A 23,391-nucleotide genomic window follows, 5' to 3' on the forward strand; every position below is an offset into this window, starting at 1 on the left:
TGTGCGCAGCGGCTTTCAGAACTCGATCTTCCGGCGGCGGATGGCGACGCTGAGCAGCAGGCCCACCGCCGCCAGGTTCGTCACGAGGGAGCTCCCTCCGTACGACAGGAACGGCAGGGGGATTCCGGTGGCGGGCATGATCCCCACAGTCATCCCCACGTTCACGAAGACGTGAAAACCGACCATCGAGGCGATGCCCACAGCGAGGTAGGCGCCGAAGGGATCGCGGGCCACGAGCGCGATGCGCAGCGCTCGCATCAGCCACACCCACAAGAGCAAAAGGACCGCAACGGCGCCGACGAAGCCGAGTTCCTCTCCGATCACCGAGAACAGGAAGTCGGTGTGCTGCATCGGCAGAAACCGCAGCGCGTTCTGCGTTCCTTCAAACAGCCCCTTGCCCCACATCTGGCCCGACCCGATTGCGATCTTCGACTGGATCAGGTTGTAGCCGGCGCCCAGCGGGTCGAGTTGGGGATCCACGAAGACCATCAGGCGCAGACGCTGGTAGGGCTTGAGCATCTGCCACAGCAGAGGAAGGGCGGCCAGCCCAACCCCCGCGAGCCCCGCGAGGTGGCGCGCCGGCACGCCTGCGGCGAACAGCATCGCGAACACGATGGCCAAGAACACCATCGACGTGCCCAGGTCGGGTTGGACGAAGACGAGCACGAACGCCGGTGCTACGTGCAGCAGGTAGGCCACGACGTCGGTCGGCCGCCGGAACGGTTCCCGGCGCTGGCTGAGCACCCAGGCCAGCGTGACGACGATCCCCAGCTTGGCGAACTCCGAGGGCTGCAGGCTCACGGGTCCGGCGACCAGCCAGCGTTGTGCACCCAGGGCCGCGCGACCCGCCACGGCCACCAGCGCCAGCAGAACGAGGTTCGCCGCGTACACGACCTTCCAGATCTCACCCAACGACCGGTAGGGTACGGCCGCACACACCGCCATGGCGACCAGACCGACGAGGAGGTGGGCGGTGCGCGCGCGCACCAAACCCCAGGGTGCCTCGGGCGTCCTCGTCGCGCTCCACACCATGACGGTGCCGATGGCCACCAGCAGCAGCGTGACGACGAGCAGCCATCCGTCGACGTACCGCAGGCGCCGGGGCTTCTCCTCCGCGGTGGGCAGGGGGATGGCGGCGTGGGTCATGGCCTGCCGGCGGCGGGTCGCCTATGCTGGGCCGACGCGCTGTACCACGCCTCGACGATCCGGCGCGCGATGGGTGCCGCGCTGAGCCCTCCGCGGTAGCCGTGCTCGATCAGCACGGCCACGGCGATCTGTGGCCGGTCGGCGGGCGCGTACCCGACGAACCACGCATGCGGCCGGCCGCGCGGCGTCTCGGCGCTGCCGGTCTTGCCCGCCACGGCCACGCCTGGAACCGCCGCCGCACGGCCCGTGCCCCGCACGACGACCGCCTCGAGACCGCGGCGCATGGCCTGCAGCGCGGCCGGCGGCAGATCCACCCTCCGCTGCACGCGCGCTTCAATGCGCCGGACGACCCGCCCTTCGCCGTCGACGACCGCGCGCACCAGGCGCGGCTGGACTAGTTGTCCGCCGTTGGCGATCGCGGCGGCCATGCGTGCGATCTGCAGCGGCGTCGCCAGGACGAACCCCTGACCAATCGCCATGTTGAGCGTGTCCCCCGGATACCACGGCTCACGCCAGCGCGTCTGTTTGTACTCGCGCGACGGGATGATGCCCTCCGCCTCCGACGGCAGGTCCACGCCGGTCCGCTCGCCCAGCCCGAGCATCGTCGCGTGGGCGCGGAGGCGGTCCGGGCCCAGGGCGCGGCCCAGTTGCCAGAACATGACGTTGCACGACTGCGCCACTCCCGTCAGGAAGTCGATGTTCCCGTGCGCGGCCAGGTCGCGGAACACCCACCGCCCCAGCGTCAGCGACCCGCTGCAGTAGAAGCGGGATCCGGCCGTGGCCTTGCCATCGGCCAGTGCCGCGAGGCCCGTCACGACCTTGAAGACGGATCCCGGCTCGTACGCGCTGGCGACGGCCCGGTTGAGGAGCGGGTGTCGGGGGTCTTCGCTCAATCGTGCCCACGTCGCCTCGGAGATCCCGGCTGCGAACAGGTTGGGGTCGTAGGTCGGATTGCTGGCCATCGCGAGGATCTCGCCGTTGCGGGGATCCATCGCGACGATCGCGCCGGCCCGCCCGGCCAGCTCGGCCTCGGCCAGCGCCTGCAGTTCGCGATCCAGCGTCGTGACGACGCTGCGGCCGGGCCGCGCCGTCTGCTCGCGCAGCACACGCAGCGGCCGTCCGGAAGCGTCGACTTCCACGACCTGCTCGCCGTCGTCGCCGCGCAGGAAGGCATCGTAGTGGCGCTCGATCCCTGCCTTGCCGATCAGGTCGCCGGCCCGGTATCCGCGCGGCCGCAGCACGGCGAGTTCCTGCGCGCTGATCTCGCCCAAATAGCCCAACACGTGCGCCGCCAGCTGCCGGTACCGATACACGCGCACCGGCTCGGCCTCGACCACCACCCCGCGCATCTCGGTCCGCCGCTCCTCGATCGCAGTGACCACACGTAGGCCGACGTCGCGCCGGATCCGGACGGGCTCGAAGGGCGGCGTGCGCGACCCGGCCAGCCGCCTGCGGATCTCGCCTTCGGGGACCCCCAGCAGCGCCGCCAGGTGTGGCAGGACCCGGTCGGGCTCGCCCAGTTCCAGCGGAAGGATCGACACCGAGAACGACGGGCGGTTTGCGACGAGCGGGACGCCGCGCCGGTCCAGGATGAGGCCCCGGGGTGCGGCGGTGCGGTAAATGCGCAGCCGGTTGCCCTCTGCGAGCTGTGCGTAGTGTTCGCCCTGGAGAACCTGCAGCTGCCACAGTCGCAGAGCGAGCAGACCCAACATCACCGAGACCACCACGCCGAGGGACGCCAGACGCATCGGAAGGTGGGACGGCTTGTCGCGATCCATGGGGACGGGAGTCAGCCGGTGCCGGCCGCCCGCTGAAACCATCGTTCGGCGCGGCGGACCCAAGCGAACACGAGCGGCGCGACCACGCCATTATAGCACGCAGCGACCGCGACGGTGGGCGCCGCGTCCTCCCACGGCGGCGGTGCATAGCCCGTGAGGGCGCCCAGGCCGAGTTCCAGAAAGCCGTTGGCGAACGTTGCCGCGGCGAGCAGGGCGACCGGCGTGAGGACGTTCTCCACGTAGAGGGTCCGTGTCATCAGGCCTAACAAGAACCCGACGACGAGTTTGGGACCTGCCATCAGACCCAGCGACTGGCCGCCGACCAGATCCTGGAGCAGACCGCCGGCCAACCCCACTGCGGCACCCAACTCCGGGCCACGGTGCAGCGCGAGGGCGACGACCAGGACCAGCACCAGATCCGGCCTTCCACCCAGCAGCGCCAGCCGCGCGGTCCAGGTGCTCTCGATCAGTGTCGCCACCACGAGGGCGGCCGCGTAGAGGGCGACCCGCAGCAGGCCCAGGCGAAACGACCCCATCTGCGGGGAGGGCGCCGTCAGCGGCGCCCCACGATCACGAGCACCTCTTCCAGCCGCCCCACCGTCGCCGCGGGCACGACCTCGGCTTCCTGGAAGAGGGCGCCGGGGGGTCGCAGCACGGCGCGGACGGTTCCCACGCGAATCCCGCGAGGGAACACCCCGCCCAGCCCGGACGTGATCAGCACATCGCCCGGACGGAGGGAGGACTCGCGCGAGACGTACCGAAGCCGCAGCACGTCCCGGCCCTGTCCTTCCACCACCCCGGCGTCCCGGGTGCTCTGGACGAGGACGCCGACCGCGCTGCGCGGGTCGCTGATCAGCAGCACCCGCGCCGCCGTCGGGTAGACTTCCATGACGCGCCCGACCAGCCCGTCCGCCGTCACGACGGCGTCGCGCGTGCGCACGCCATCGCGTGCCCCGCGATCGATGGTCATCGTCGTGAACCAGCGGCTGGGATCCCGCATCGCCACGCGGGCAGCGACGGTGCTCACCGCGGTCTGCGCCCGGAACTCCACGAGGCGGCGAAGCCGGGCGTTCTCCGCCGCGGCCTCCTGCAGCGTCGCCACGTCGCGCGTCAGTCTCTCGACCTCGGCCCTTAGCCGGGCGTTCTCCAGCCGCAGCTGCCCGATCTCATTGAGCCCCCGCCACCAGCCGATGACGGTGTCGGCCGCGTGATTCATGCCGAGCTGCACCGGCGTCAGCCACGACAGGAGGAGGTGTCCCAGGGGGCCGACCTGCCGACGGTCGGTGGACCGCACCTGCCCCGTGAGGGTGACGATGACCGCCAGCAGCAGGACGAGCAGTACGCCGACGGTGCGGCGCGATCCGGTCGCGATCATGGAAGCGCCCTCGTCTGCGGGCTTCCTACAGCTTCTTGGCTGTCACCAGCACCTTCTTTAGGACGTCGATCTCCTCCAGCGCACGCCCCGTTCCGAGTACGACTGCCGACAGCGGGTCGTCGGTGAGGGTCACAGGCATCCCGGTCTCCTCGGCCAGCAACCGGTCGATCCCGCGCAGCAGGGCGCCCCCGCCGGCCAGCACGATGCCGCGGTCGACGATGTCGGCAGACAGTTCCGGCGGCGTGCGCTCCAGCGTCTGCTTGACCGCATCCACGATCGTCGCGATCGGTTCGGCCATCGCCTCGCGGATCTCCGCGCTGGTCATGCGCACCGTCCGCGGCAGTCCGGAGACCAGGTCCCGCCCGCGGACGTCCACCGACTGCTCTTCGCGCAGCGGGTAGGCTGAACCGATCGCGATCTTGATCTCTTCTGCGGTCCGCTCGCCGATCAGCAGGTTGTACACCTTCCGCGCGTACTGGATGATCGCCTCGTCCATCTCGTCGCCGCCGATGCGGACCGACTTGCTGGTCACGATCCCGCCCAGCGCGATCACAGCCACCTCGGTCGTCCCGCCGCCGATGTCCACGACCATGCTGCCAACCGGCTCCGACACAGGCAGTCCGGCGCCGATCGCCGCGGCCATGGGCTCCTCGATCAGGTAGGCTTCCCGCGCACCCGCCTGGAGCGTCGCGTCGATCACCGCCCGCTTTTCGACCTCGGTGACACCGGACGGGATGCCAACGATGACCCGAGGCTTGAACAACGACCGGCCGCGCAGGCCCCGCCGGATGAAGTAGCCGAGCATCGTCGACGTCGTGTCGAAGTCGGCGATGACCCCGTCCCGCAGCGGGCGGGTCGCCTGGATGTCGGCCGGCGTACGGCCGATCATCCTCTTGGCCTCATCGCCCACCGCCAGGATGTGCCCGTCGTTGCGCTTGGCCACGACCGAAGGCTCGCGGAGCACGATGCCCTCGCGCCGCACGTACACCAAGGTGTTCGCGGTTCCCAGATCGATGCCCATGTCCCGGGACAGCCGGCCCAAGAACCCGTTTCGCGTCATCTCGTCCTCCCGCGCCGCCCACCGTACCCCAAGCGCTCCTAAAATCCTACCCCGCGCTCGCGCAAGCTGACAAACCGGCCGTCTCCGACCACGATGTGGTCGAGCACCGCGATCCCCAAGATCGAGCCCGCCTCGCGCAGCGCCGCCGTCAGCCGCCCGTCCTCCGGGCTGGGCTCCGGGTTCCCGGAAGGGTGGTTGTGGGCCAGGACGACGGCGTGTGCGCTGCGCCGCACAGCCTCCCGGAAGACCTCCCGGGCGGCGACCGATGCGGCGTTGAGCCCTCCGCGCGAGGTCTCGACGATGCCGATCACTTCGTGGCGGGCGTTGAGGAGGATCACGCAGAAGTGCTCTTGGTCGCGGTCGGCAAGACGCGGCCGGACGGCCGCAGCGGCGTCCTGGGCGTTGCGGATCACCGGGCGTTCGGCCGCATCGAGGCCGTGCGCGCGGCGCCCCAGCTCGAAGGCGGCCTGCACCACGGCGGCCTTGGCGACGCCGACGCCAGGCGCAGAGGCCAGTTCCTCCGGCCGGGCCCGGCTCAGACCCCTCAGCCCACCGAAGCGGACGAGCAGGCGGTCGGCTAGGTGGAGGGCGGACTGTCCCCGCGCGCCGCTGCGCAGCAGGAGCGCAAGCAGATCGCGCGCGCTCAGGCTCTCCGGACCGTCGGCGAGGAGCCGCTCCCGTGGCCGGGCCTCCGGCGGCAGCTCACGGATGACCGGTCCACCGCGTTCGTCGTACACCATGGGGCTTCTCCTCCCTGGACAACGCGGTCGGAGCGGGAATTCGTGGAGGGAGCACTGCCCGCAGACCGGCCCGAGCGCGGCCTACAGTACGGCGCGCCATACCCACAGGGCGATCAGCACGCCGATCAGGACCGCCAGGTTCAGGCGGACGGTGAATCCGAACGTGAGGGTCACCAGGCCGGCGTCGATGTGAAGGGACGGGTCCAGACCGGGCTCGACCGTACGCGACAGAAACGCCAGCCCCGGCAGCGTGCCCACGGCCTGCGCGAGGACATGGCCGACCAGTCCCCCCGTCAGCACGACGAAGACGAGCGCGAGCCACGGCCGGTGGGAACGGCGCGTCATCCGTGCGGGCAGCGGGTGGACAGATGCAGGGACAGCCCTCGCTCCTTCGACGGGATATCAGGAGCGTTCAGGTCTTGCCCGTTTCGTCGTTGTCCTCGTCCTTGACGGACTTGCGGAAGTCGCGGATCGCCCTGCCCAACGAACTGCCGATGCCAGCCAAACGTGAGGGGCCGAAGATCAGCAGCGCGATGATCAGGATGATGATCAGTTCGGTCGTGCCGATTCCGAACGGCATCTGCTACCTCCGCGGTGATTGTACCACCGCCGGCCGGTTCAGGGGCGCCGCCGCGTGCTCAGCGACACCACACCCCAGGAGACCAGCAACCCCAGGACAGCCGCCCACCGGCCGCGCAAGATCGGATCGCGCGGGATCGCGGTCCGCACCGCTTCCTGGATGCGCAGCACGCGGCGCTCTATCCGCGCCCGGATCTGCGGAATCTCCGCAGCGAGTCGATCAGGTCCCGTATCCACACCCGGTCCTCGCGCAGCGCCAGTCGCGTTCGCCGCATCTTCGGCCGCCGCAGCCTCCGCACCCCGACGGCCAGAGACGCGCCCGCCGCCGACACCGCCGCCGCCGTGGCGAGCAGGGCTGCTGCCCAGGTCGGCAACCACACGGACAGCACGATCGTGACCACGACCGGCACGAACAAGACCACCGCCAGCGCTGCGACCGCTCCCACGGCGATCCACGCGCCGGCCCGAACGATGTCACCCGCCGCCTCCTGTACCTCCTCCCGCACCAGCGCCGCGTGCTTGCTCGCGAGCGCCCTCAGGTCCGCCACCAGGGCACGCCATTCCTCGGACACGGAGATCTCTTCGGCCATCGGTCACATCACACCGTGCGCGGTCACGATCGCCCGCGCGATCTCCACGAGTTTGCGGTTCTCCTTCTGGCTCTGCACCTGCATCCGGCGGAAGGCTTCGGCTTCGCTGAGTCCCAGGCGCTTCATCAGGATGCCCTTCGCCCTCTCGATGACCTTGCGTGCCTCCAGTGCCTCGCGCAGGTCGCGCACTTCCCCTTCCAGCACGCGGAACTCTTCGAACCGCGCGCGCGCCAACAAGATCGCCGGCAGCAACTCCTCCTCGCTGACCGGCTTCACCAGGTAGGCGAAGACCCCCGCCTCGCTGGCCCGCTCCACCAGGTCCAGCTCGCTGTAGGCCGTGAGCAGGATGATGGGGATCGGCCGCCTCCGGACGATCTCGTGGGCCGCCGCAATCCCGTCCATCTCGGGCATCTTGATGTCGAGGATCGCAAGATCCGGCTCGTGTTGTTCGGCCAGGCGAACGGCCTCCGCACCCGTGCTCGCCTCGGCCACGACATCGAATCCCAGCGAGCGCAGCTGCGTCCGCAGAGTCATCACGCGGATGGCCTCGTCGTCGGCGATGAGGATGCGTAGCCGCTCGCCCATGGGCAGTTCGCCTACCCTCCGCTTCTCGGAAACCGCATCTCGGCCACGGTTCCGTTCTCGCTGCGCAGCGCAAACGTCCCCCGCAGGTCGCGGGACACCAGGTCGCCGACGATCCGCAGGCCCAGGTGCGCGTCCCGCTCCAGGGCGAACCCCGTCGGCAACCCGCGCCCGTCGTCGCGCACGGAGACGACGACGTCCCGATCCGACGCCCCCAGCGAGATGACGACGTTCCCTCGGCCGTCGACGAAGGCGTGCTCCAGCGCGTTGGTGACCAGCTCGCTCAGCACCAACGCCAGCGAGGTCGCCTGCTTGCTGGGCAACCGCAGCGGCTCGCCCACGACTCCGACGCGCACACTGCGGCCCGCGCCGGCCAGGTCCTTGGCGATCGTCTCGCCGATCCGTTCTGCGAGCCGCCGGACGTCGACCTCCTCGATCTGATCGGCCGACAGCATCTGGTGCACCGCCGCGATGCTCTTGACGCGTCCGATGCTGTCGCGCAGGCTCTTCTGCGCCGGCCCGGGGGCGTCGATGGTCTCCAGGTACAGCAGGTCGGCCAGGGTCTGCAGGTTGTTCTTGATGCGGTGGTGCATCTCCTGGAGCAGCGTCCTCAGCTGTCGGTTGCTCTGCTCGAGGTCCTGCTGGCTCTTTCGGATCACGCGGTCGCGGGCTTCCAGGTACGCCTGGCCGATCGCCAGCATCTGTAGATCGATGGCCTCATGTACGCGCTCGGTGGCGAGCATGACGTCGGGGGGGAAGGCCACCCACAGGCGCCGGTTGAGCATCGCCTGCACCTGGGCGCCCACGCTCCCGCGCAACAGACTGAGTGCCTGCAGGATCTCCTCGAGCGTGAACCCCAGATCCAACTGGCGGGACGCGACCCGATGGGCGTGCTCGAACACCCGATCGCGCGACGCCGCCTTCTCCTGGGGTTGGTCTGCCCGCATCACCTGGACGAGGAGATCTACCGTCTGCCGCCCCCACTCCCGGACCCAGTCGGGCTGCCCGGCGTACCGCGCGACGCGGCGGTGCAGGCTCTGCTGCCACCGACGCAGGATGTCGTCGCGGTGCGCGGCCAGGTGCCGGGAGGTCGTCGCGACCGCGAAGTCGACCATCGCGGCCCGCAAGCGCCGGAACACACCCACCCCGTCCGGTACGGATGCCCGCGAACGCCGTTGCCGCACCACGTCCACAAGTGTACCGGTTTCCCCCGGCGCACGGCCACGGCAGCCCCCCGCCGTCAGTGGCGGCGCGCGACGACGAACTCGGTGAGGGCGGCCAGGCTGTCGCGGGCGGCGCTGGGCGGAAAGCGAGCCAGCACGTCGAGGGCGCGCTCGGCGTGCTGGCGGGCGACGTCCAGGGCGTAGGCGATCGAGCCGTGGCGGCCCAGGATCTCGCGCACAGCGTCTGCGGCTGCACCGTCCCGGATCAGGGCCTCCAGGCGCGCCCGATCGTCGGGCGTCCCGCTGCGCAGGGCGTGGATCAGCGGAAGGGTGACCTTTCCGCCCCGGACGTCGCTGCCGATCGGCTTGCCCAACACCTCGGGGTTACTGGTGAGATCCAGTGTGTCGTCGGTGATCTGGAACGCCACGCCCCAGTGCCTCCCGAATGTCTCCAGGCAGGCGGCCGTGTGCGCGTCGGCACCGGCGACCGCCGCTCCGCCGGCGCAGGCGGAGGCGATCAGCTGCGCCGTCTTGCCCTCGACGATCGTGAAGTAGACCTGCTCGTCGGTGTGCGGCGTGTTGCCGTAGCGGATCTGCAACAGTTCCGCCTGGCTCATGCGCACCGTAGCCAGCGCCATGCGCGGGGCGACGTCGGCGCGCCTCACGCGGGCCAGCATGTGGAAGGCCTTGCTGAACAGGTAGTCGCCCAGCAGCACCGCGACGTGGTTGCCCCACCGCGCGTTGGGCGTCGACTGCCCGCGGCGACGGTCGGCTTCGTCGATGACGTCGTCGTGGATCAGTGAGGCGACGTGGATCAGCTCAACCGCACCGGCGACCAGGCGGCGGTCGTCGCCGGCCCCACCCACGATCTGCGCGCACAAAAACACCAGGGCCGGCCGCACCATCTTGCCGCGCGTCTGCAACACGTGGGCCACAAGCTCCGCCAGGAAGGGCTCGCCCGCCGTCAACTCGTCCCGGAGCAGTCCGTGCAGATCGTCTAGGTCACGGCGGATGGGCGCGTAGGCGGCGACCAGGGGATCCATCCCGTCTCATCTAGGGACTCTGTCTGCCCAGGCGCTTCAGGTACTCGACCAGCGCCCACACCTGCTCGTCGGAAAGTGCCGCGAACGCCGGCATCCCGCTCCGGCGGGGTGTGGTGCCCAGACCGTGCCGGATGACCCAGTGGCTGACCCCGCGGGGGGTTTCCAGGAACGCGGGGCTGTGGAAGCTCATCGGCGGCGGGTTGAGCGTCGCGCCGGCCGGGCCGTCGCCGCGTCCGGTCGGACCGTGGCAGACGGCGCACAGCGCCCGGTACTGACTCTCCGCGTCTGCGAGCATCGCCTCGGTGATCTCTGTGGGCGGCTCATCGTCGCGCGCGTCCGCCGGCACCACCTCGACGATCGCGCGCATCTGATCCGCGTGCGGATCCTCCGCCACACCCGGCGCCCTCGAGACGCCCGGAATCTGGCGGGCAACGGGGCTGACCTCCGGCGCCACGAGTCCGCCGGCCACGAACAGGTACGCCGCCGCCCACACCGGCAGCAGGACGTACAGCACCAGCAGACCGCGCGGTGGGCGGTGGCCGGAAGGTTGCGTAGGAGGCGTGGGTTCTGCCATGTCAGTTCACTTCAGACTCAACAGGTAGGCCGCCAGCACGCGCAGTTCTTCGTCCGAGAGGTGCGCGTAGGACGGCATTCGCGACCCAGGCGTTCGCTCGGAGGGAGCGCGCAGCAGCGCGATGATCTCCTGGGCCCCCTCGATGCGCGCGCCCACCCGCAGCAGGTCCGGCCCCACGCGCCGCCCGCCCAGCAGGGCGGGGGTCTGTCCGGCGTAGGCGGCGAAGTCCGCCGCCTGTCCGATGTCGCCGGGTTCGGCGATCATCCCGAACCTCGACTCGATCGTGCGCACCTGCTGGGTGTGGCAGACCATGCAGTTCTCCCGCACGTAGACGGCCCTGCCGGCTTCCTGCTCCCGAGTCAGGGCGGGCCCCGGAGCGGCCGGTCCGACGGAGGGCAGGGCGACCGTGGCCACAAACCCGCTGACCGTGGCCACCACGGCGAACAGCACGATCGGGCGGACGCTCAGCTGCACAGGCGCTCCCCCGCGCGCACCGTCATGTACCCGCCTCCCCCACCAGCCTCGCCTGCGCCGGCGGGGACAGGTCGCGCTCGGCAGCCGACGCCGGTTCGCCGGAATCCACGGTCAAAAAGACGTTCCAGGCGAACAGTGCCTGCCCGGTGAGGAGCAGACCGGCCGAGACCGCGTACACGACGAGAAACGGCGAGACCGCCGCGGCTCCGTGGGCGAAGGGTACGGTGCCCGTCGCCCACACCGCTCCCTGACTCAGTCCGGCGAAAAGCAGCGTCAACCCGCCGACCGCCCACCCCGCCACCGTCGATCCCACCTGCCACCACGCCAGGGTGCGACTCGCCAGCGCCCGGCCGACGAGGGAGGGCAGCATCGCGTACGCCGCCCCCACGGCGATCGAGAGAATCCCGCCGAGCCACAACAACCGTTGACCCTCGACCCACAGCGTCAGGTTCACCACCCGACTGGGGCCCAAGAGGCCGTGGACCGCACCGACCGACGCTGAGCCGGCCAGCGCGAACGCCCCCACGGTGAACAGCATCAGCGTCGGGCTGGCGCAGGCGGCCGTCCACCTGCCCCCCACCGTCGTCCACACCACCACGAGCAACGTCGCGGCGGGCAGGACCAGCAGCAGCGACGCGACAGCCCCGACGGTCTGCGTCCAGAACGGAACCGGCCCCCACACGAACGCGGCGGGCCCGGCGAGCGGGGCGAACGCGAGGATGCCCAGCAGCGCCGCGGCCGGCAGCGCGGCCGCGAAGACCGCGCGGCCCGCGGCCACGGGGACCAAGGCCACCAGGACACCGCCGGACAATATGCCCAGCCACAGCCAGTTCAGACCCGACTGCAAGAACGCCTGCGCCAGCGCGTCCGGCACACCGGCGTACGGATTGGCAAACGGCGAGAACAGACCCTTTCCGAGCAACAGCACCAGCGGGAAGGCCACCAGTGCGCTGGCGAAGTACCAGGCCGGCGGCTCCACGGCCGCCGCGCTCACCGTCCGCCACACCACCCACAGCAGCAGCAACCCGGCCACCACCCGCAGCAGGTCGGCCGGCCACGGCGCCTCGCCGAACGCGCGCCCGCGGGTCCAGCCCACGGTCAGGTACCACCACGCGAGCACCTGCGCGACGGTCCACAGCCAGAAAGCGAGGTTGGCGGTCCTCTCCCCCCACAGGTGTCCGCGCGCGGACTGGGGCGCCAGCCTCAGGACCGCGGCGATCAGCAGGTGCGAGCAGGCACCGAAGATCCACACGTCGCGGCTGACCGCGACCAGCCGACCGTGGGACGACCAGGCACTGCCCGCCAAAAAGCCCGGCCAGGCCAGCTGCGCGGCGATCAACAGTTCGTAGATTGCGCCCACCAACGCCCAGGCCGTGCCGAGGTAGGCGAACCGGCGGGCGGCGCTCCACTGTTCGTCGCTCAACATCCACGCGAGCAAGCGACCCCTCCGCGGGACGGCCAGCCTGCACCGCCCCTACGACCGCGCGCCGCCGTCGCTCATGCCTCCGCGACCAGACCGAAGGCGGCCACGAACAGCAGCAGCGCGAAGAACAGCAGGTAGAAGACTGCGTACCAGATATAGGACTTCAGCTTCCGGGGCCCGAACCGCCCGATCACTTCTTCTCCTCCGCCCAGATCCGCAGGACCTCCTCCCGGAACGACCGCACCGCGTCGATGAACTCCCTGCGGTCGTGCAGTCCGTAGGCCAAGAACCCGATGCGCGCGGGGTTCACCTTCTGCCGCTGCAACCGCTTGCGCAGCGCCTCGATGCGATCCTCGATGATCCAGTTGCCCTCGCGGTTCAGACAGTCGCCCATCGGGCACCCGCACACGAACGTACCGGCAGCGCCGCTGCGAAGTGCCAGCTCCAGCCACGCCGGCTTGACGAAGCCCGAGCAAGGCACGCGGATGAGCACGACGTCCGGGAGGGTGACCATGGTGCCGTCCGGGTTCAGCAGGCCTTCGCTGCTGACCGCCCAGTCGCACAGGAACCCGACCACGCGGCCGGCCGGTTGGCTCTTGGACTTGTCCTGCACCACAGGCTCGACGCTGTCCATCCTCACCTCACGCCGTGACCGCCGCCCCGGCGCCGGCACGGATCTGTGCCTGCACGTCCCGTTCGAGCAGGCGCGGCAGCTCCAGCGCCTCGAAGGGACAAGCGCCGATGCAGATCCCGCACTCCACGCAGCGCGGATCCACGACCACGGCCAGCAGCTTGCGGTTCGCCGCGGCCTTGCTCTTGCCCGGGTACGGGCTGGGCACCATGTAGATCGCGTTGTACGGACAGTCGAAGTAGCACAGCTCGCAGCCGGTGCAGTTCTCGTCGACGACCACCGCCTGTCCCAACCCGCGCAGCCCGCGCTCTTGGGGCGTCTCGCGCAGGGAATACGGGATGTACATTCCGTACGCCACGAGCGCGGCGACCAGCGCGAGCGCCCACCCCGGCGCGATCCATCGCGCCAGCACGTAGGGCCACAGGTAGAACCAGTCGACCTCGAAGCCTTCGGGCGTCGCCCCCGGCTGCGCCGGCGGCCCGCTCGCCGCGGGAATCGCTGCGGCCAGCACGAAGATCAACCCGATCCCGAACAAGACCCACAGCGCCGGCGGCCAGACCTTCGGGTGGCGCAGCCGCACGTAGTGCCACCACAGGAGGATGTACAGCGTCATCGCCGGCGCGATGTGCAGGAAGAGGAACCGCACGATCGTCGCATCGCTCAGCCCCGGTCCACCCAAAAACGCGTGCGCCAGCCAGCCGCCGATCAGCGGTACGCTCTGCAGTGCCTGCACCGTCATGCTCGTCAGCAACTGGGAGCGCTGATCCCACACCAGCAGATATCCGGTAACGCCCGCGATGCCCGAGAACACCAGCAGCACCATCCCCGACAACCACTGGCTGTCGCGCGCTTCGCGGTAGCGGTCCGTAAACCAGTTCCGGAACAGGTGCAACAACACGGCCACGATGTACGCGTCGGCTGCGTACCGGTGGATGCCGCGGAAAATTACCCCGTAGGGCACCTGGTCCGAGAGGAACTGCACCGAGGCGTACGCGCCTTCCAGGCTGGGCTCGTAGTACAGCCAAATCAGGATCCCGGAGACGACCAGGACGGTCAGGAACAGGTTGCTCAGCCCGCCCGTATAGTACAGGGGGTTGAAGTCCTGCGGGTATACGCGGTTGATCGCCACGTCCACTTTGAGCGTGGCGCTCTGGATCCTCTGCAGCAGCGGCCGGTACACCGTCACTCCTCGGCCGTGATGTGTGCCTTCCGGAACAGCAGCACGACGAACGAGTAGATGATGAGCAGCACGCCCAGCGCGCCGGCGCCGACCCGGCGGTGGTCGAACCACTCGCCGTAGACGATCAGTGCCACGCACAGCAGCGCCGCCATCGCCAGCAGGACGATGAGCGCCATGTACACGACCGCGCGTGAGCGTTCCACGGCCTATGACCCTCTACCCAGGAATCTCTCGTACAGTCGCAGGCGGCGGCGCAACTTCCCAGCAGCCCGATCCGTTGCGTAGATCAAGAAGCCCGCGTACAGGAACGCCCCGACGAGCAGCGCGGTCCACCCGACTGCCGCGGCCCACGCGACCGCGGTCTGCACCGCCACCGCCTCACTGTAGGCGCCGAACACCTGCTTGAACGCCACGACCGCGGCTGCAAACGCCATGACGAACATCACGCCGCGCACCGCCCTACCCTGCCGTCGGCGCCGGCCGCGCCCCCACCACGCGGGGCGGCGGCTTCGGCGCCGCCGCTTCTGCCGCCCGCCGGCGGCGCCGGTACCGCAACTCGAGCAGCAATCCGATCACGAGCACCACGCTGGTCATCACCAGGACGATGTGCGGATCCCGGTCGATGACTGCGATGTTGAACATGATCAGCGTTGTGAACACCACGAAGTACGTGAGGGCCATGACGCCGACCACCGTGAAGAAGGGGCGTTCGGACGGTCGGCGGCCCTTGCTGCGGTCGAGGAACGGGACGAGCATCCCGTAGGTGATGAGGAATCCCGGCCCCAGTCCGGCCCACAGCGGCGGGGTGTACTTCACGTACTGGTACAGCGCCAAGAAGTACCAGTCCGACAGGATCGGCAGCGGCGTCCGGTTCGGGTCGGCGCGCCGGCCCATCTCGGCGGGGAAGATGTAGCTGGTGGCGACGATCATCAGCAGCAAGACGACGATCGCCGTCGGCGAGAGCCCGAAGCGCTTGCGCCGAGTGAAGATGAAGTACAGTTCTACGGCGATCAGCAACAACGCGGAGATCCCGAAATGGATCGCGTAAAAACGCGTCAGCGCCCCCTGCCCGACCGCCGGGCCGCCGAGGAAGATGAAGGCGATCGCGCTGCCGAACTTGCTCGCACCGATGATCGGAATTTGGTCTAGGTAGACCGCGACGCTGAGCACGGTCTTGGCTGCCCAGAACGCGCGCTGGTTCCAGATCAGCAGATAGCCCGTGATCCCGGAGATCATCGCCAGCACAAGGGACGCGAACAGGATCATCCACGTCAACTCGTTCGGGCGCTTGTACTCGCCGAGGAAGTACATGCGGTAGATCCGCAGCATGATCGCGAGGATCAGCATATCTGCGGCGTACTTGTGGGCGCCCCGGATCAACCAGCCCAAAGGCACCTCATGCTGGATGCGCAGGATGGAGTTGTACGCGCCGTGGGTCGTCGGCTCGTACCAGATCATCAGCAAAACACCCGTGACGAAGACCACGATCCAGGAGAAGTAGACGATGTGGCCCAGCGCGTACAGCGGGTTGTCCAGCCGGTCGACGTTGGTCTCGTCGAAGAGGTCGAGCTTCTCCTTGCGCTCGCGCAGCCACTCCCGTACGCGGTCGAGCATCAGGACGGCCTCGGCGCTTCGGGGTCGGGGGTCGTCGTCTGCGGGTCCGCCGCGCCGGCGTGAAGGCAAGCCACGAACCGCAGGCCCCAGCTCGGGGTCATGCGATCCCTCCGGGCTCGGCGCTCGTGATCACGATAACGCCGTCGCGGATCTCGTAGGTGAAGTAGTACGGCGGCCGTGGCGCCGGGCCGGAGAGGACCCGTCCCGGTCGGTCGCGGTCCGCGGGGTCGTAGATTGACAGGTGGCAGGGGCACGCCATCAGCCCGTGGCGCCGCTCCTCCGGCGGGACGTACCCTCCGTAGCCCGCGGTGACCTCCCGCCAGTTGGGCACGTAGTTGAAGATGCAGCCCAGGTGCGGACAGATCCGGGAGAAGATGACGATGTCGGTGGGTTCTTCGCCCTGCTTGAACCCGGGGAAGCTGACCTTCCACGGCAGCCTGATGGCCACGCCGGGGATCGTCGCCACGCGCGCCTGCTCGGGCGTGTACTGCGCGTAGCGCTGCGTGTACACGAAGATTCGCGACGACCACGGTTCGGCGAGCTCCTCCACGCGTCCCAACGCCAGCTGCTCCCCCTGCGGGAGATCCATCTCCGCGAGACTGCGCAGCCGACCTTCCGGCAGCCCCAGCCCGGGGTCGAGGTTCGGCTTGAGATAGCGCAGTAACGGCGCCGCGAATGCCGCCAGCGCACCGAGCACGGGGATCGCGCTTAGCGCGCGCAGGAACGTGCGGCGGTTCACTCCCCTCTCGGCCATCGTGGCTGCTCCTGGCTCACCGCAGGTCTTCGGGAAGCGTGTAGACGAACGTCCACAGATAATCTACCACAGCCCAGATCTGGTCCGACGTCAGGCGATCTCCGTACGCAGGCATCAGCTCGATGCCACGGCGGTGCACGCCTTCGAACACCCGCTGGTAGAGCTCCGTCGGTTTGCGGTAGGCCATCCAGTCGCGGTCGGTGAAGATCCCGGGGCCCACGCCGCGACCCCACGTCCAGATCTCCTGGCGGATGCGAGCGGCCTCCGGACCGTTGCCGTCGCCGGATTCACCGTGGCAGGCGGCACACTGTTGCTGGTAGATGCGCCGACCCTCGGCGAGTTTGTCGCGCGTGGTCATGCGGCTCCACTCCCAGAACAGGACGTTCCAGATCTCTTGCTCGCTCAGCGGAGGGTCGGCGAGGCTGTCGGCGCCGTAGGCGGGGTGGCGGAAGCCCGGCATCGCGGTGTGCGGCCGACCGCGGTCGATCACCTCGAACATGGAAAAGGGCGTGTTGAGTCGCATCTGGTCGAGGTTGTCGAAGCGCGCAGGCCGGCTGGGAAGCGGTTCGCCCCTGGGGTGGATCCGGAAGATGCGCAGCACGTCCCGGTACGGGTCCTTCTCCGGGGCCACCAGCTGCGGCGCCATCGGTCCGTCGCCCCGGCCCTCGGGCCCGTGGCAGACGGCACAGCGCGCCTCGTAGACCCGCTTGCCTCCGTCGGCGTTGGGCTTTTGGGGAATGAAGTTCATCCGGTGGACGTAGCCGGCCAGCGGTTCGTAGGCGGGACGGTCGGGCGACCCGATCCGCACGTATGGCTGGCAGCCCACGAGCAACACCGACGTCGCCGCGATCAGCGCGGCGCCGGCAACTGGCCGCATCCGACCTCCCGGCAATGGTCTCACACCGGCTGTGCTGTGTTTTGACCTGCGTTCGAGCGATTCCTCTTCGACAAACGCAAGGAGGGCCCCGCGGGCCCTCCCGTCCGTGAAGGTCCGACGCCCATGGTCGGGCGTCGAGGGCTGACCGTCAAGGGCCGGTCCGCTGCGACCCGCTACGTGTCCCGCTCGTACCGGGTCGGGCACTTCGCCAACAGCACCGTCGCGGCGAACACGCCGTCGCGGCGCAGCTGCCCCTCGACCACGACCTCCGCTTCGTCGGTGAACAGATCGGGCACCGTGCCCTGGTAGACCACCGGCAGCGCGATGCCTTCGTCACGCAGCGTGAACCGGATGCGCGACCCCTCGCGGCGGATCGATCCTGAGGCCACCGTCCCCGCGACCCGAGAGGGGACGTCCACGGCCGCCTCTCCCCTCTCGAGCAACTCCCCGACGGTGACATAGTACACGGCCGCCGAACGCACCCCGCCGTAGATCAGGTACGCGAGCGCGGCGACGATCACGGTCACCAGGACGGCGTAGCGGCGGTTCATCGAACACCCCTCAGACCCGCACCGGATCCGCGGGATCCGGTCGGGACCCCGAAGCGGCCAGCTGTTCGCGAAGGCTGTGCACCTCGCGCTCCAGGGCGCCCGCCCGCCGCTGCAGCGCGGCCAGGTAGATCGCGAGCCCGACCCACACGACGAGGTATCCGAAGAACAGGTACGTCACGACGCCCTCACGTCGCCAGCTCCGCCCGCATGCGCGCGACCTCCGCCCGGAGCAAAGCGATGCGCATCCGAACACCGAGCAGCACGGCGTACAAAAGCGAGAACGCGGCCAAGCAAACCAGCAGCGTGTACAGCATCTCCGGTTCCAGCCCGATGCCCTGACGTGTGAAGACGACCGGTGAGATCCCGCGCAGCAGCCGCGCGGAGAAGAACACGATCGGCACGTTCAGGAACGCAATGACCCCGAAGGCGGCCGCAAACCGCGCCCTTCGTTCATCGTCGGCGGCGCTACGCAGCAGCAGGTAGCCCATGTACATCAGCTGCATGATCAGCGTCGCCGTCACCTGCGGATCCCACGTCCACCACACGCCCCAGGTAGGCCTTGCCCAGATCGATCCGGTGACGATCACCAACCCGTTCATCCACACCCCGACCTCGGCGGACCCCGCGGCCAGTTCGTCCCACCATGTGCTGCGCGTGCGCAGGTACTGGATCCCGCCGACGAACACTCCGAAGAAAGCGACGAAGGCAACCCACGCCAGCGCGAGGTGGAAGTAGAAAATACGCTGGACCGGTCCCATGATCCGCTCGGTGGGCGCGTACAGGAAGACCATGTACAGGGAGGCGACCATCGCGACCACCAGCGTCCACCACAGCACGCTGTCGACGCGCCTCACAACCCCTCCTCCACGACACCCTCGAACAGCAGGACGCTTGCAGCCCCGAGGATTATATCAAAGGCGGCGATCAACCTCATTTCGGACACCGACGCGGCCAGCGGCAGCCCGGCGAGCACCTTGGATGTCGCGCTGAGACTGGCAACGAGCAACGGCATCGCCAGCGGGAAAAGCAACAACGGCAGCAAGACCTCCCGCAGCCGCGTGGCGGCGCTCATGGCCGCCAGCAGGGTGCCGACGATCGCCAGCCCCGCGCCGCCCAGCAGCAGCACCGGCGCGAGTCGGCCCAGGTGGGGCCACAGATCGTAGTCGAACAGGACCGCCAGCAACGGCAGCGCCGCAGCCTGCACCGCGAGGATGGCCAAAAAACCGGTGGCCGCCTTCGAGAGGAGGATCCAGCCGCGGTCCACCGGAGCGGCGAGCACGCCCGAACCCGCCTCGCGCTCCTGCTCGATGCCGTATGCGCGGCTCAGACCGGCGACGGCGGCGAAGGCGAGCGTCACCCACAGCACCCCCGGCACCACCGCTGCGACCAGATCGCGGCGGTGGCCGACCGCGAAGCTGAACAGCACCAGGACGATGAGTGTCATCAGGCCCATCGAGGCCAGCATCTCCCGTGTGCGAAGTTCGATGCGCAGATCCTTGTACAGCAGGACCCAGAACGCCCGCACGCTCACGCCTCCTCTGCTGGCCCTTCGTCCGTCCGATCCTCCCCGAGCCGGACGAGGCGACCGGCCTCAAGGCGCGCGAACGCCTCGCACACCCCCTCCACCTCATCGGGGCGATGCGTCGTCAGCACAACCCCGCCGCCGCGCCCCCGGTGCGCGCGCAGCGCAGCCCGCAGCCAGGCGCTGCCCTCCTCGTCCAACCCGGTAAACGGCTCGTCGAGCAGCAACAGGGTGGGCTGGTGCACCATCGCACGGACCAGCGCCGTGCGCTGCTGCCATCCCCGCGACAGGTCCCGCACCAGGTCGTCCCGCCGCGGGTACAGGCCGCTTTCGCGCAGCCACCTCCGCACCGCTGCGGCGTCGGCGCCATGGAGGGCCGAGAACACCCGCAGGTTCTCCTCCACGCTGAGCCCGCCGTAGAGGAACGGCTCGTGGCCCACCACTCCGATCCGCCGGCGCACCGCCACCCCGTCCTGCCGGGGGTCGATCCCGAACAGGCGCAGCTGGCCGCCGTCCGGTCGCCGAAGCCCGGCCAGGATGCGCAGCAGCGTGCTCTTGCCCGACCCGTTGCGCCCCGAGATCGCCACGGCCTCGCCCGGACCCACCGCGAGCGTTACGTGCCGCAACACCCAGCGCCCACCCATTTGCTTGCGCAGACCCACGGTGTCCACCAGCGGCGCACCCGGACGGACCGCACTCACGTCTGCGGTACTCCGCAGGCCGCCCGAACGGCGGCGCGCAACTCCTCGGGATCGAACAAGAAGAACGGGTAGGTCCTCAGCGTCGCGATCTCGTGCTCGGTCTCCTCGACCGCGATGACCTGCAACTCCTCGTCGATGGCGCGGATCTCGTCTTCGAGGTGCCGGGCGAGCGCCTGGTTGATCGCGCGGATGCGCTGGGTGATCTCGCGCCGCTGGCGGCGCGTCAGCGAATCCGACTCCAACTGGCGGATGCGCTCCCACTTCTCGGCCACCAGTGCGCTCACCGTCTCGTCCCCGCGGTTGAGGAACCTGTCCGGGTTGTGCTGCAGGTCCAGCCGCCTGCGCTCCAGCGCCAGCCGATCCGCCCGGGGATTCGCGTGCCGGCCCAGCGGCAGGTGAAAGGTCCCGCTGGCCACGGCGAACAGCGGCGGCCGGACGCCGAACAGCTCGGCTATCAACCGGTCCGTCGCACGGTCGTACTGACCGCCGCCGATCCCGTGCACGAACAGATCCGCAAAGCACAGCCGCACGAACATCGTCAGGGTCAGCGCCCGCGGTCGCAACTCCGTCGCCGCAAGCGCCTCGGGGTCTGTTTCCTTCGCGCTCACCGTCGTAACCACGTGCCCCTGTGCCCGCACCCTGATCACATCGCCTCTGCGCACCGCGCTGGCCGGCCAGCGCCGTCCGTCGCGAACGACCCAGAACGGAAGCTCGCAGCCTTCGCCGTCCAGCCGGAGGTTCGGGAACGGCTGGGCGGCGGATCGAATTCCCTCTTGTTCCCTGTGGGCGTCGAGTGCGCGGTTGTGGCATTCTCGGAAGGTCTCGTGGTGGCGCAGGATCCACATCGCGAAACATCGGAACGCGCGGGTCCGGCTCATCGCCGACACCGGCAGTTCCCCGTAGCGGGGTGAGCGACCGGCCCCCTCAAACCCGCGGCGCACCAACGCCATGAACTCACCCAGGTGCTCCGCCACCGCCCGGGCGCGCGCCCCCGCAGCGGCTAGCCGATCGACCCGCTCGGTCAGCGCGTGGTTGCCCAGCGTCTGTACCTCGGCCCGCACGCCGTCGACGAAGCGCGCCCAGTTCGCGGCCGACGGTGGGGGTACGGCTTCGAACGGCACGTCCGGAGGGCGGCGCACCAGACTGCGGTGCACCACTTCCAGCCGACCGTCCCTGCGGGGCAGGGCGACGCCGATGTCCTCGAAATCGTCGGTGTCCACGATCAGGTTCAGGCCCGCCGCCCCTTCTCGGACGCAGGAGTCGACCAGCAGGTTCTTGACCCAGATCCCAGGATGGAAAAACAGCGGCTGGTGTCCGGTGACGACCAGGGGGCCCTCGGGGAGCCCGTCCGGGGCCGCTCCCACGCGGGCCAAGAACGCTCCCGCCGCGCCGAGCAGATCCTTACGGGTCTGCCGGCGCAGTTCGCCGAGCGGAAGGTCCGACAGGTCCATCGATGCGTGGTCCAAGGACGCGGCGTTGCGGGCCGCCAGACCCAGCCATGCGGACCTCGGTGGAACGCAGAGCACCTCGCCGTGGCGCTCCGGGATGCGGAGGTCGGCCGCGCGAACCTGCGCGCCACCCACCGCGCTCGCAGCCGAAGCTCCCGATCCCTCGTCCATCACACGAGCCCGTCCAGGGTGCGCAACCCGACTTCCTCCCGGAGCAGGAACGGCTCTGCGTAGCGCACACCGATCAGCGACCCGAAGTAGGCGGCCTGCGTCCGGATCTGGTCCAGGATCCACAGATTTCCGCGCGCTGCACTGAACTGGCTTTCGTAGGCCGCCACGCTCTGCATCTTCGTTTCGAACGTCTCCGAGACGTCGAAGAGGAACGATGGTCGGCGGTGCAACCGGTAGTGGGTCGAGAAGAAGTGGATCACGCGGCGCGGATAGTGCACCTCGCCCGGGATGTCGGTGCGGGTGAGCTTCGCGTAAAAGCGCGCCGCCTCGCCCAGACGGGCGGCCTGGACGTGGTCGGGGTGGGCGTCTTCCCAGTACGGCACGAACAGCAGATCCGGCCGTACTCGCCGGATGACCTCCGCCACCACCCTGCGGTTGTCGACCGTGTCCATCAGGTAGCGGTTGGGGAGATCGAGCGTGATGCGCTCCACGCCGAGGATCTCAGCCGCCCGTCCGGCCTCTCGGGCGCGCGTCTGCGGCGTACCCATCGGCGTGGGTTCGCCGTCGGTGATGTCGCACAGCGTTACCCGCCACCCGCCGCGCACCAGGGCGGCCATCGTGCCCCCCATTCCGATCTCGCCGTCGTCGGGGTGCGGAGCGACGACCAGGACCGACCGGCTCACTTCACCCGCTCCCCCAGCCACCGGTCGGCCTCGCGCCGCAGGACGTCCAGATAGTACGCACGGCGAACGGCGGCATCGTCCAGACCGCCCCAGAAGCGGCGCTGTGGGTTCTTGTAGATCCGCCCGATGGGGATCTCCCGCACCCGCAACCCGTGGTGCGCCGCCTGCACCCAGACCTGCAGGGGCATTCCGTAGGACGGCTCGTCGAGCTGCATCTTCCGCAGCGCCTCGATCCGGTAGGCCTTGAAGCCGCAGAAGGCGTCCGTGATGGCGTACCCGGTGAGGATGTTGATCCGGTCGGTGATCTCTCGGTTGATCTGCAGCCGATCGGGCGGTGTCTCCTGCCCTCGCGACGAACCTGGCAGGTAGCGACTGCCCGACGCGATGTCCACACCGTCCAGCGCGCTCAACAGGTCCGGAATGAGGTACGGCTCGTGCTGCTCGTCGCAGTCGATCGTGACGACGACGTCGTAGCCGCGCTCGATCGCGTACCGAAAGCCATCGATCAGCGACGCACCGTAGCCGCGGTTTTCTCCGTGCCGGATGACGTGGACATCGGGAAACTCGCGCAGGATCTCCGGCGACTGGTCCGTCGACCCGTCGTCGACCACCAGGATGTCCGCCCCCTCGGGGGCGTAACGGCGAACCGCGCGCAGGACGTCGCGCAGCGTCGCCTCCTCGTTGTACAGGGGCATGACGATGAGAACCTTCTCCATACGCACTCCTCGAGCC

At 69.5% G+C, this 23,391-nt stretch carries 31 protein-coding genes; all 31 read right to left on the reverse strand.

Translation table 11 applies throughout. The features are described 5' to 3' along the window. Window positions 1-15: 15 nt before the first annotated feature. Window positions 16-1,146, reverse strand: a complete 1,131-nt coding sequence (gene rodA, locus QN163_08775) for a rod shape-determining protein RodA (GenBank protein MDR5684104.1) — start codon at window positions 1,144-1,146, stop codon at window positions 16-18. Further along, window positions 1,143-2,924 (reverse strand): penicillin-binding protein 2, encoded by a 1,782-nt coding sequence (gene mrdA, locus QN163_08780; protein ID MDR5684105.1) that lies wholly within the window; start codon window positions 2,922-2,924, stop codon window positions 1,143-1,145. The genes rodA and mrdA overlap by 4 nt, the downstream gene beginning before the upstream one ends. Window positions 2,925-2,935: 11 nt before the next feature. Further along, entirely contained in the window at window positions 2,936-3,460 is a 525-nt protein-coding gene (gene mreD, locus QN163_08785) for a rod shape-determining protein MreD (protein ID MDR5684106.1), read from the reverse strand. A gap of 17 nt (window positions 3,461-3,477) precedes the next feature. Next, window positions 3,478-4,299, reverse strand: a complete 822-nt coding sequence (gene mreC / locus QN163_08790; GenBank protein MDR5684107.1) for a rod shape-determining protein MreC — start codon at window positions 4,297-4,299, stop codon at window positions 3,478-3,480. Window positions 4,300-4,324: 25 nt separating this feature from the next. Further along, entirely contained in the window at window positions 4,325-5,359 is a 1,035-nt protein-coding gene (locus QN163_08795; protein MDR5684108.1) for a rod shape-determining protein, read from the reverse strand. Between the two features lie 38 nt (window positions 5,360-5,397). Then, window positions 5,398-6,099, reverse strand: coding sequence for a DNA repair protein RadC (radC, locus tag QN163_08800; GenBank protein MDR5684109.1), 702 nt, complete (start codon window positions 6,097-6,099; stop codon window positions 5,398-5,400). 81 nt (window positions 6,100-6,180) lie between these two features. Then, complete coding sequence (locus QN163_08805) at window positions 6,181-6,444, reverse strand: DUF4321 domain-containing protein (protein MDR5684110.1); 264 nt, start codon at window positions 6,442-6,444, stop codon at window positions 6,181-6,183. Between the two features lie 67 nt (window positions 6,445-6,511). Further along, window positions 6,512-6,679: a twin-arginine translocase TatA/TatE family subunit gene (tatA, locus tag QN163_08810; GenBank protein MDR5684111.1), complete on the reverse strand. Its 168-nt coding sequence runs from the start codon at window positions 6,677-6,679 to the stop codon at window positions 6,512-6,514. Window positions 6,680-6,717: 38 nt separating this feature from the next. Next, on the reverse strand, window positions 6,718-6,915 hold the full coding sequence (locus QN163_08815; protein ID MDR5684112.1) for a hypothetical protein: 198 nt from the start codon (window positions 6,913-6,915) through the stop codon (window positions 6,718-6,720). Further along, the gene (locus QN163_08820) at window positions 6,858-7,268 is read right to left on the reverse strand and encodes a phage holin family protein (GenBank protein ID MDR5684113.1); all 411 of its coding nucleotides are present in this window, start codon (window positions 7,266-7,268) and stop codon (window positions 6,858-6,860) included. Before QN163_08820 ends, QN163_08815 begins: the two co-directional genes overlap by 58 nt. 3 nt (window positions 7,269-7,271) lie before the next feature. Further along, the gene (locus tag QN163_08825; GenBank protein MDR5684114.1) at window positions 7,272-7,853 is read right to left on the reverse strand and encodes a response regulator; all 582 of its coding nucleotides are present in this window, start codon (window positions 7,851-7,853) and stop codon (window positions 7,272-7,274) included. 11 nt (window positions 7,854-7,864) lie between these two features. After that, window positions 7,865-9,034: a sensor histidine kinase gene (locus QN163_08830; GenBank protein ID MDR5684115.1), complete on the reverse strand. Its 1,170-nt coding sequence runs from the start codon at window positions 9,032-9,034 to the stop codon at window positions 7,865-7,867. 56 nt (window positions 9,035-9,090) lie between these two features. Beyond that, complete coding sequence (locus QN163_08835; GenBank protein MDR5684116.1) at window positions 9,091-10,056, reverse strand: polyprenyl synthetase family protein; 966 nt, start codon at window positions 10,054-10,056, stop codon at window positions 9,091-9,093. 10 nt (window positions 10,057-10,066) lie between these two features. Next, complete coding sequence (locus QN163_08840) at window positions 10,067-10,630, reverse strand: c-type cytochrome (protein MDR5684117.1); 564 nt, start codon at window positions 10,628-10,630, stop codon at window positions 10,067-10,069. 6 nt (window positions 10,631-10,636) lie between these two features. Further along, complete coding sequence (locus QN163_08845; GenBank protein ID MDR5684118.1) at window positions 10,637-11,104, reverse strand: cbb3-type cytochrome c oxidase subunit II; 468 nt, start codon at window positions 11,102-11,104, stop codon at window positions 10,637-10,639. Window positions 11,105-11,126: 22 nt separating this feature from the next. After that, complete coding sequence (locus tag QN163_08850) at window positions 11,127-12,542, reverse strand: cbb3-type cytochrome c oxidase subunit I (GenBank protein ID MDR5684119.1); 1,416 nt, start codon at window positions 12,540-12,542, stop codon at window positions 11,127-11,129. A 175-nt stretch (window positions 12,543-12,717) separates the two neighbouring features. Then, entirely contained in the window at window positions 12,718-13,161 is a 444-nt protein-coding gene (locus QN163_08855; GenBank protein ID MDR5684120.1) for a hydrogenase iron-sulfur subunit, read from the reverse strand. A gap of 7 nt (window positions 13,162-13,168) precedes the next feature. Then, entirely contained in the window at window positions 13,169-14,338 is a 1,170-nt protein-coding gene (locus QN163_08860; GenBank protein ID MDR5684121.1) for a cytochrome b N-terminal domain-containing protein, read from the reverse strand. Between the two features lie 2 nt (window positions 14,339-14,340). Beyond that, window positions 14,341-14,541 carry a hypothetical protein gene (locus tag QN163_08865; GenBank protein MDR5684122.1) on the reverse strand — a complete coding sequence of 67 codons (201 nt, stop codon included), beginning with the start codon at window positions 14,539-14,541 and terminating at the stop codon, window positions 14,341-14,343. A gap of 3 nt (window positions 14,542-14,544) precedes the next feature. Next, window positions 14,545-14,793 carry a hypothetical protein gene (locus QN163_08870; protein ID MDR5684123.1) on the reverse strand — a complete coding sequence of 83 codons (249 nt, stop codon included), beginning with the start codon at window positions 14,791-14,793 and terminating at the stop codon, window positions 14,545-14,547. A gap of 4 nt (window positions 14,794-14,797) precedes the next feature. Further along, window positions 14,798-15,952: a cytochrome b N-terminal domain-containing protein gene (locus QN163_08875; GenBank protein ID MDR5684124.1), complete on the reverse strand. Its 1,155-nt coding sequence runs from the start codon at window positions 15,950-15,952 to the stop codon at window positions 14,798-14,800. 97 nt (window positions 15,953-16,049) lie between these two features. Next, on the reverse strand, window positions 16,050-16,706 hold the full coding sequence (locus tag QN163_08880; protein ID MDR5684125.1) for a Rieske 2Fe-2S domain-containing protein: 657 nt from the start codon (window positions 16,704-16,706) through the stop codon (window positions 16,050-16,052). Window positions 16,707-16,722: 16 nt separating this feature from the next. Further along, window positions 16,723-17,583, reverse strand: a complete 861-nt coding sequence (locus tag QN163_08885) for a c-type cytochrome (GenBank protein ID MDR5684126.1) — start codon at window positions 17,581-17,583, stop codon at window positions 16,723-16,725. Between the two features lie 173 nt (window positions 17,584-17,756). Further along, window positions 17,757-18,134, reverse strand: a complete 378-nt coding sequence (locus QN163_08890; protein MDR5684127.1) for a cytochrome c maturation protein CcmE — start codon at window positions 18,132-18,134, stop codon at window positions 17,757-17,759. A 10-nt stretch (window positions 18,135-18,144) separates the two neighbouring features. Next, window positions 18,145-18,312, reverse strand: coding sequence for a CcmD family protein (locus tag QN163_08895; protein MDR5684128.1), 168 nt, complete (start codon window positions 18,310-18,312; stop codon window positions 18,145-18,147). A gap of 7 nt (window positions 18,313-18,319) precedes the next feature. Next, window positions 18,320-18,988, reverse strand: a complete 669-nt coding sequence (ccsA, locus tag QN163_08900; GenBank protein MDR5684129.1) for a cytochrome c biogenesis protein CcsA — start codon at window positions 18,986-18,988, stop codon at window positions 18,320-18,322. Continuing rightward, the gene (locus tag QN163_08905) at window positions 18,985-19,659 is read right to left on the reverse strand and encodes a heme exporter protein CcmB (protein ID MDR5684130.1); all 675 of its coding nucleotides are present in this window, start codon (window positions 19,657-19,659) and stop codon (window positions 18,985-18,987) included. Before QN163_08905 ends, ccsA begins: the two co-directional genes overlap by 4 nt. 2 nt (window positions 19,660-19,661) lie before the next feature. Further along, on the reverse strand, window positions 19,662-20,357 hold the full coding sequence (ccmA, locus tag QN163_08910; protein MDR5684131.1) for a heme ABC exporter ATP-binding protein CcmA: 696 nt from the start codon (window positions 20,355-20,357) through the stop codon (window positions 19,662-19,664). Then, window positions 20,354-21,976: a hypothetical protein gene (locus QN163_08915; protein MDR5684132.1), complete on the reverse strand. Its 1,623-nt coding sequence runs from the start codon at window positions 21,974-21,976 to the stop codon at window positions 20,354-20,356. The genes ccmA and QN163_08915 overlap by 4 nt, the downstream gene beginning before the upstream one ends. Beyond that, a complete protein-coding gene (bshB1, locus tag QN163_08920; protein MDR5684133.1) occupies window positions 21,976-22,659 on the reverse strand; it encodes a bacillithiol biosynthesis deacetylase BshB1 in 684 nt (227 codons plus the stop codon). Before bshB1 ends, QN163_08915 begins: the two co-directional genes overlap by 1 nt. Continuing rightward, window positions 22,656-23,375, reverse strand: coding sequence for a glycosyltransferase family 2 protein (locus tag QN163_08925; protein ID MDR5684134.1), 720 nt, complete (start codon window positions 23,373-23,375; stop codon window positions 22,656-22,658). Before QN163_08925 ends, bshB1 begins: the two co-directional genes overlap by 4 nt. Window positions 23,376-23,391 lie beyond the last annotated feature (16 nt).

Source organism: Armatimonadota bacterium, assembly GCA_031432545.1.
Lineage (GTDB): Bacteria > Sysuimicrobiota > Sysuimicrobiia > Sysuimicrobiales > Sysuimicrobiaceae > Caldifonticola > Caldifonticola tengchongensis.

Coding starts and splice junctions, on each gene's coding strand:
- mreD (MDR5684106.1), bottom strand. CDS start 3,460: ATGGGGTCGTTTCGCCTGGGCCTGCTGCGGGTCGCCCTCTACGCGGCC.
- QN163_08805 (MDR5684110.1), bottom strand. CDS start 6,444: ATGACGCGCCGTTCCCACCGGCCGTGGCTCGCGCTCGTCTTCGTCGTG.
- QN163_08820 (MDR5684113.1), bottom strand. CDS start 7,268: ATGGCCGAAGAGATCTCCGTGTCCGAGGAATGGCGTGCCCTGGTGGCG.
- QN163_08875 (MDR5684124.1), bottom strand. CDS start 15,952: ATGCTCGACCGCGTACGGGAGTGGCTGCGCGAGCGCAAGGAGAAGCTC.
- QN163_08855 (MDR5684120.1), bottom strand. CDS start 13,161: ATGGACAGCGTCGAGCCTGTGGTGCAGGACAAGTCCAAGAGCCAACCG.
- radC (MDR5684109.1), bottom strand. CDS start 6,099: ATGGTGTACGACGAACGCGGTGGACCGGTCATCCGTGAGCTGCCGCCG.
- QN163_08840 (MDR5684117.1), bottom strand. CDS start 10,630: ATGGCAGAACCCACGCCTCCTACGCAACCTTCCGGCCACCGCCCACCG.
- QN163_08890 (MDR5684127.1), bottom strand. CDS start 18,134: ATGAACCGCCGCTACGCCGTCCTGGTGACCGTGATCGTCGCCGCGCTC.
- QN163_08795 (MDR5684108.1), bottom strand. CDS start 5,359: ATGACGCGAAACGGGTTCTTGGGCCGGCTGTCCCGGGACATGGGCATC.
- QN163_08880 (MDR5684125.1), bottom strand. CDS start 16,706: ATGGCCGAGAGGGGAGTGAACCGCCGCACGTTCCTGCGCGCGCTAAGC.
- mrdA (MDR5684105.1), bottom strand. CDS start 2,924: ATGGATCGCGACAAGCCGTCCCACCTTCCGATGCGTCTGGCGTCCCTC.
- QN163_08915 (MDR5684132.1), bottom strand. CDS start 21,976: ATGGACGAGGGATCGGGAGCTTCGGCTGCGAGCGCGGTGGGTGGCGCG.
- mreC (MDR5684107.1), bottom strand. CDS start 4,299: ATGATCGCGACCGGATCGCGCCGCACCGTCGGCGTACTGCTCGTCCTG.
- QN163_08885 (MDR5684126.1), bottom strand. CDS start 17,583: ATGCGGCCAGTTGCCGGCGCCGCGCTGATCGCGGCGACGTCGGTGTTG.
- QN163_08925 (MDR5684134.1), bottom strand. CDS start 23,375: ATGGAGAAGGTTCTCATCGTCATGCCCCTGTACAACGAGGAGGCGACG.
- QN163_08825 (MDR5684114.1), bottom strand. CDS start 7,853: ATGGGCGAGCGGCTACGCATCCTCATCGCCGACGACGAGGCCATCCGC.
- QN163_08835 (MDR5684116.1), bottom strand. CDS start 10,056: ATGGATCCCCTGGTCGCCGCCTACGCGCCCATCCGCCGTGACCTAGAC.
- rodA (MDR5684104.1), bottom strand. CDS start 1,146: ATGACCCACGCCGCCATCCCCCTGCCCACCGCGGAGGAGAAGCCCCGG.
- tatA (MDR5684111.1), bottom strand. CDS start 6,679: ATGCCGTTCGGAATCGGCACGACCGAACTGATCATCATCCTGATCATC.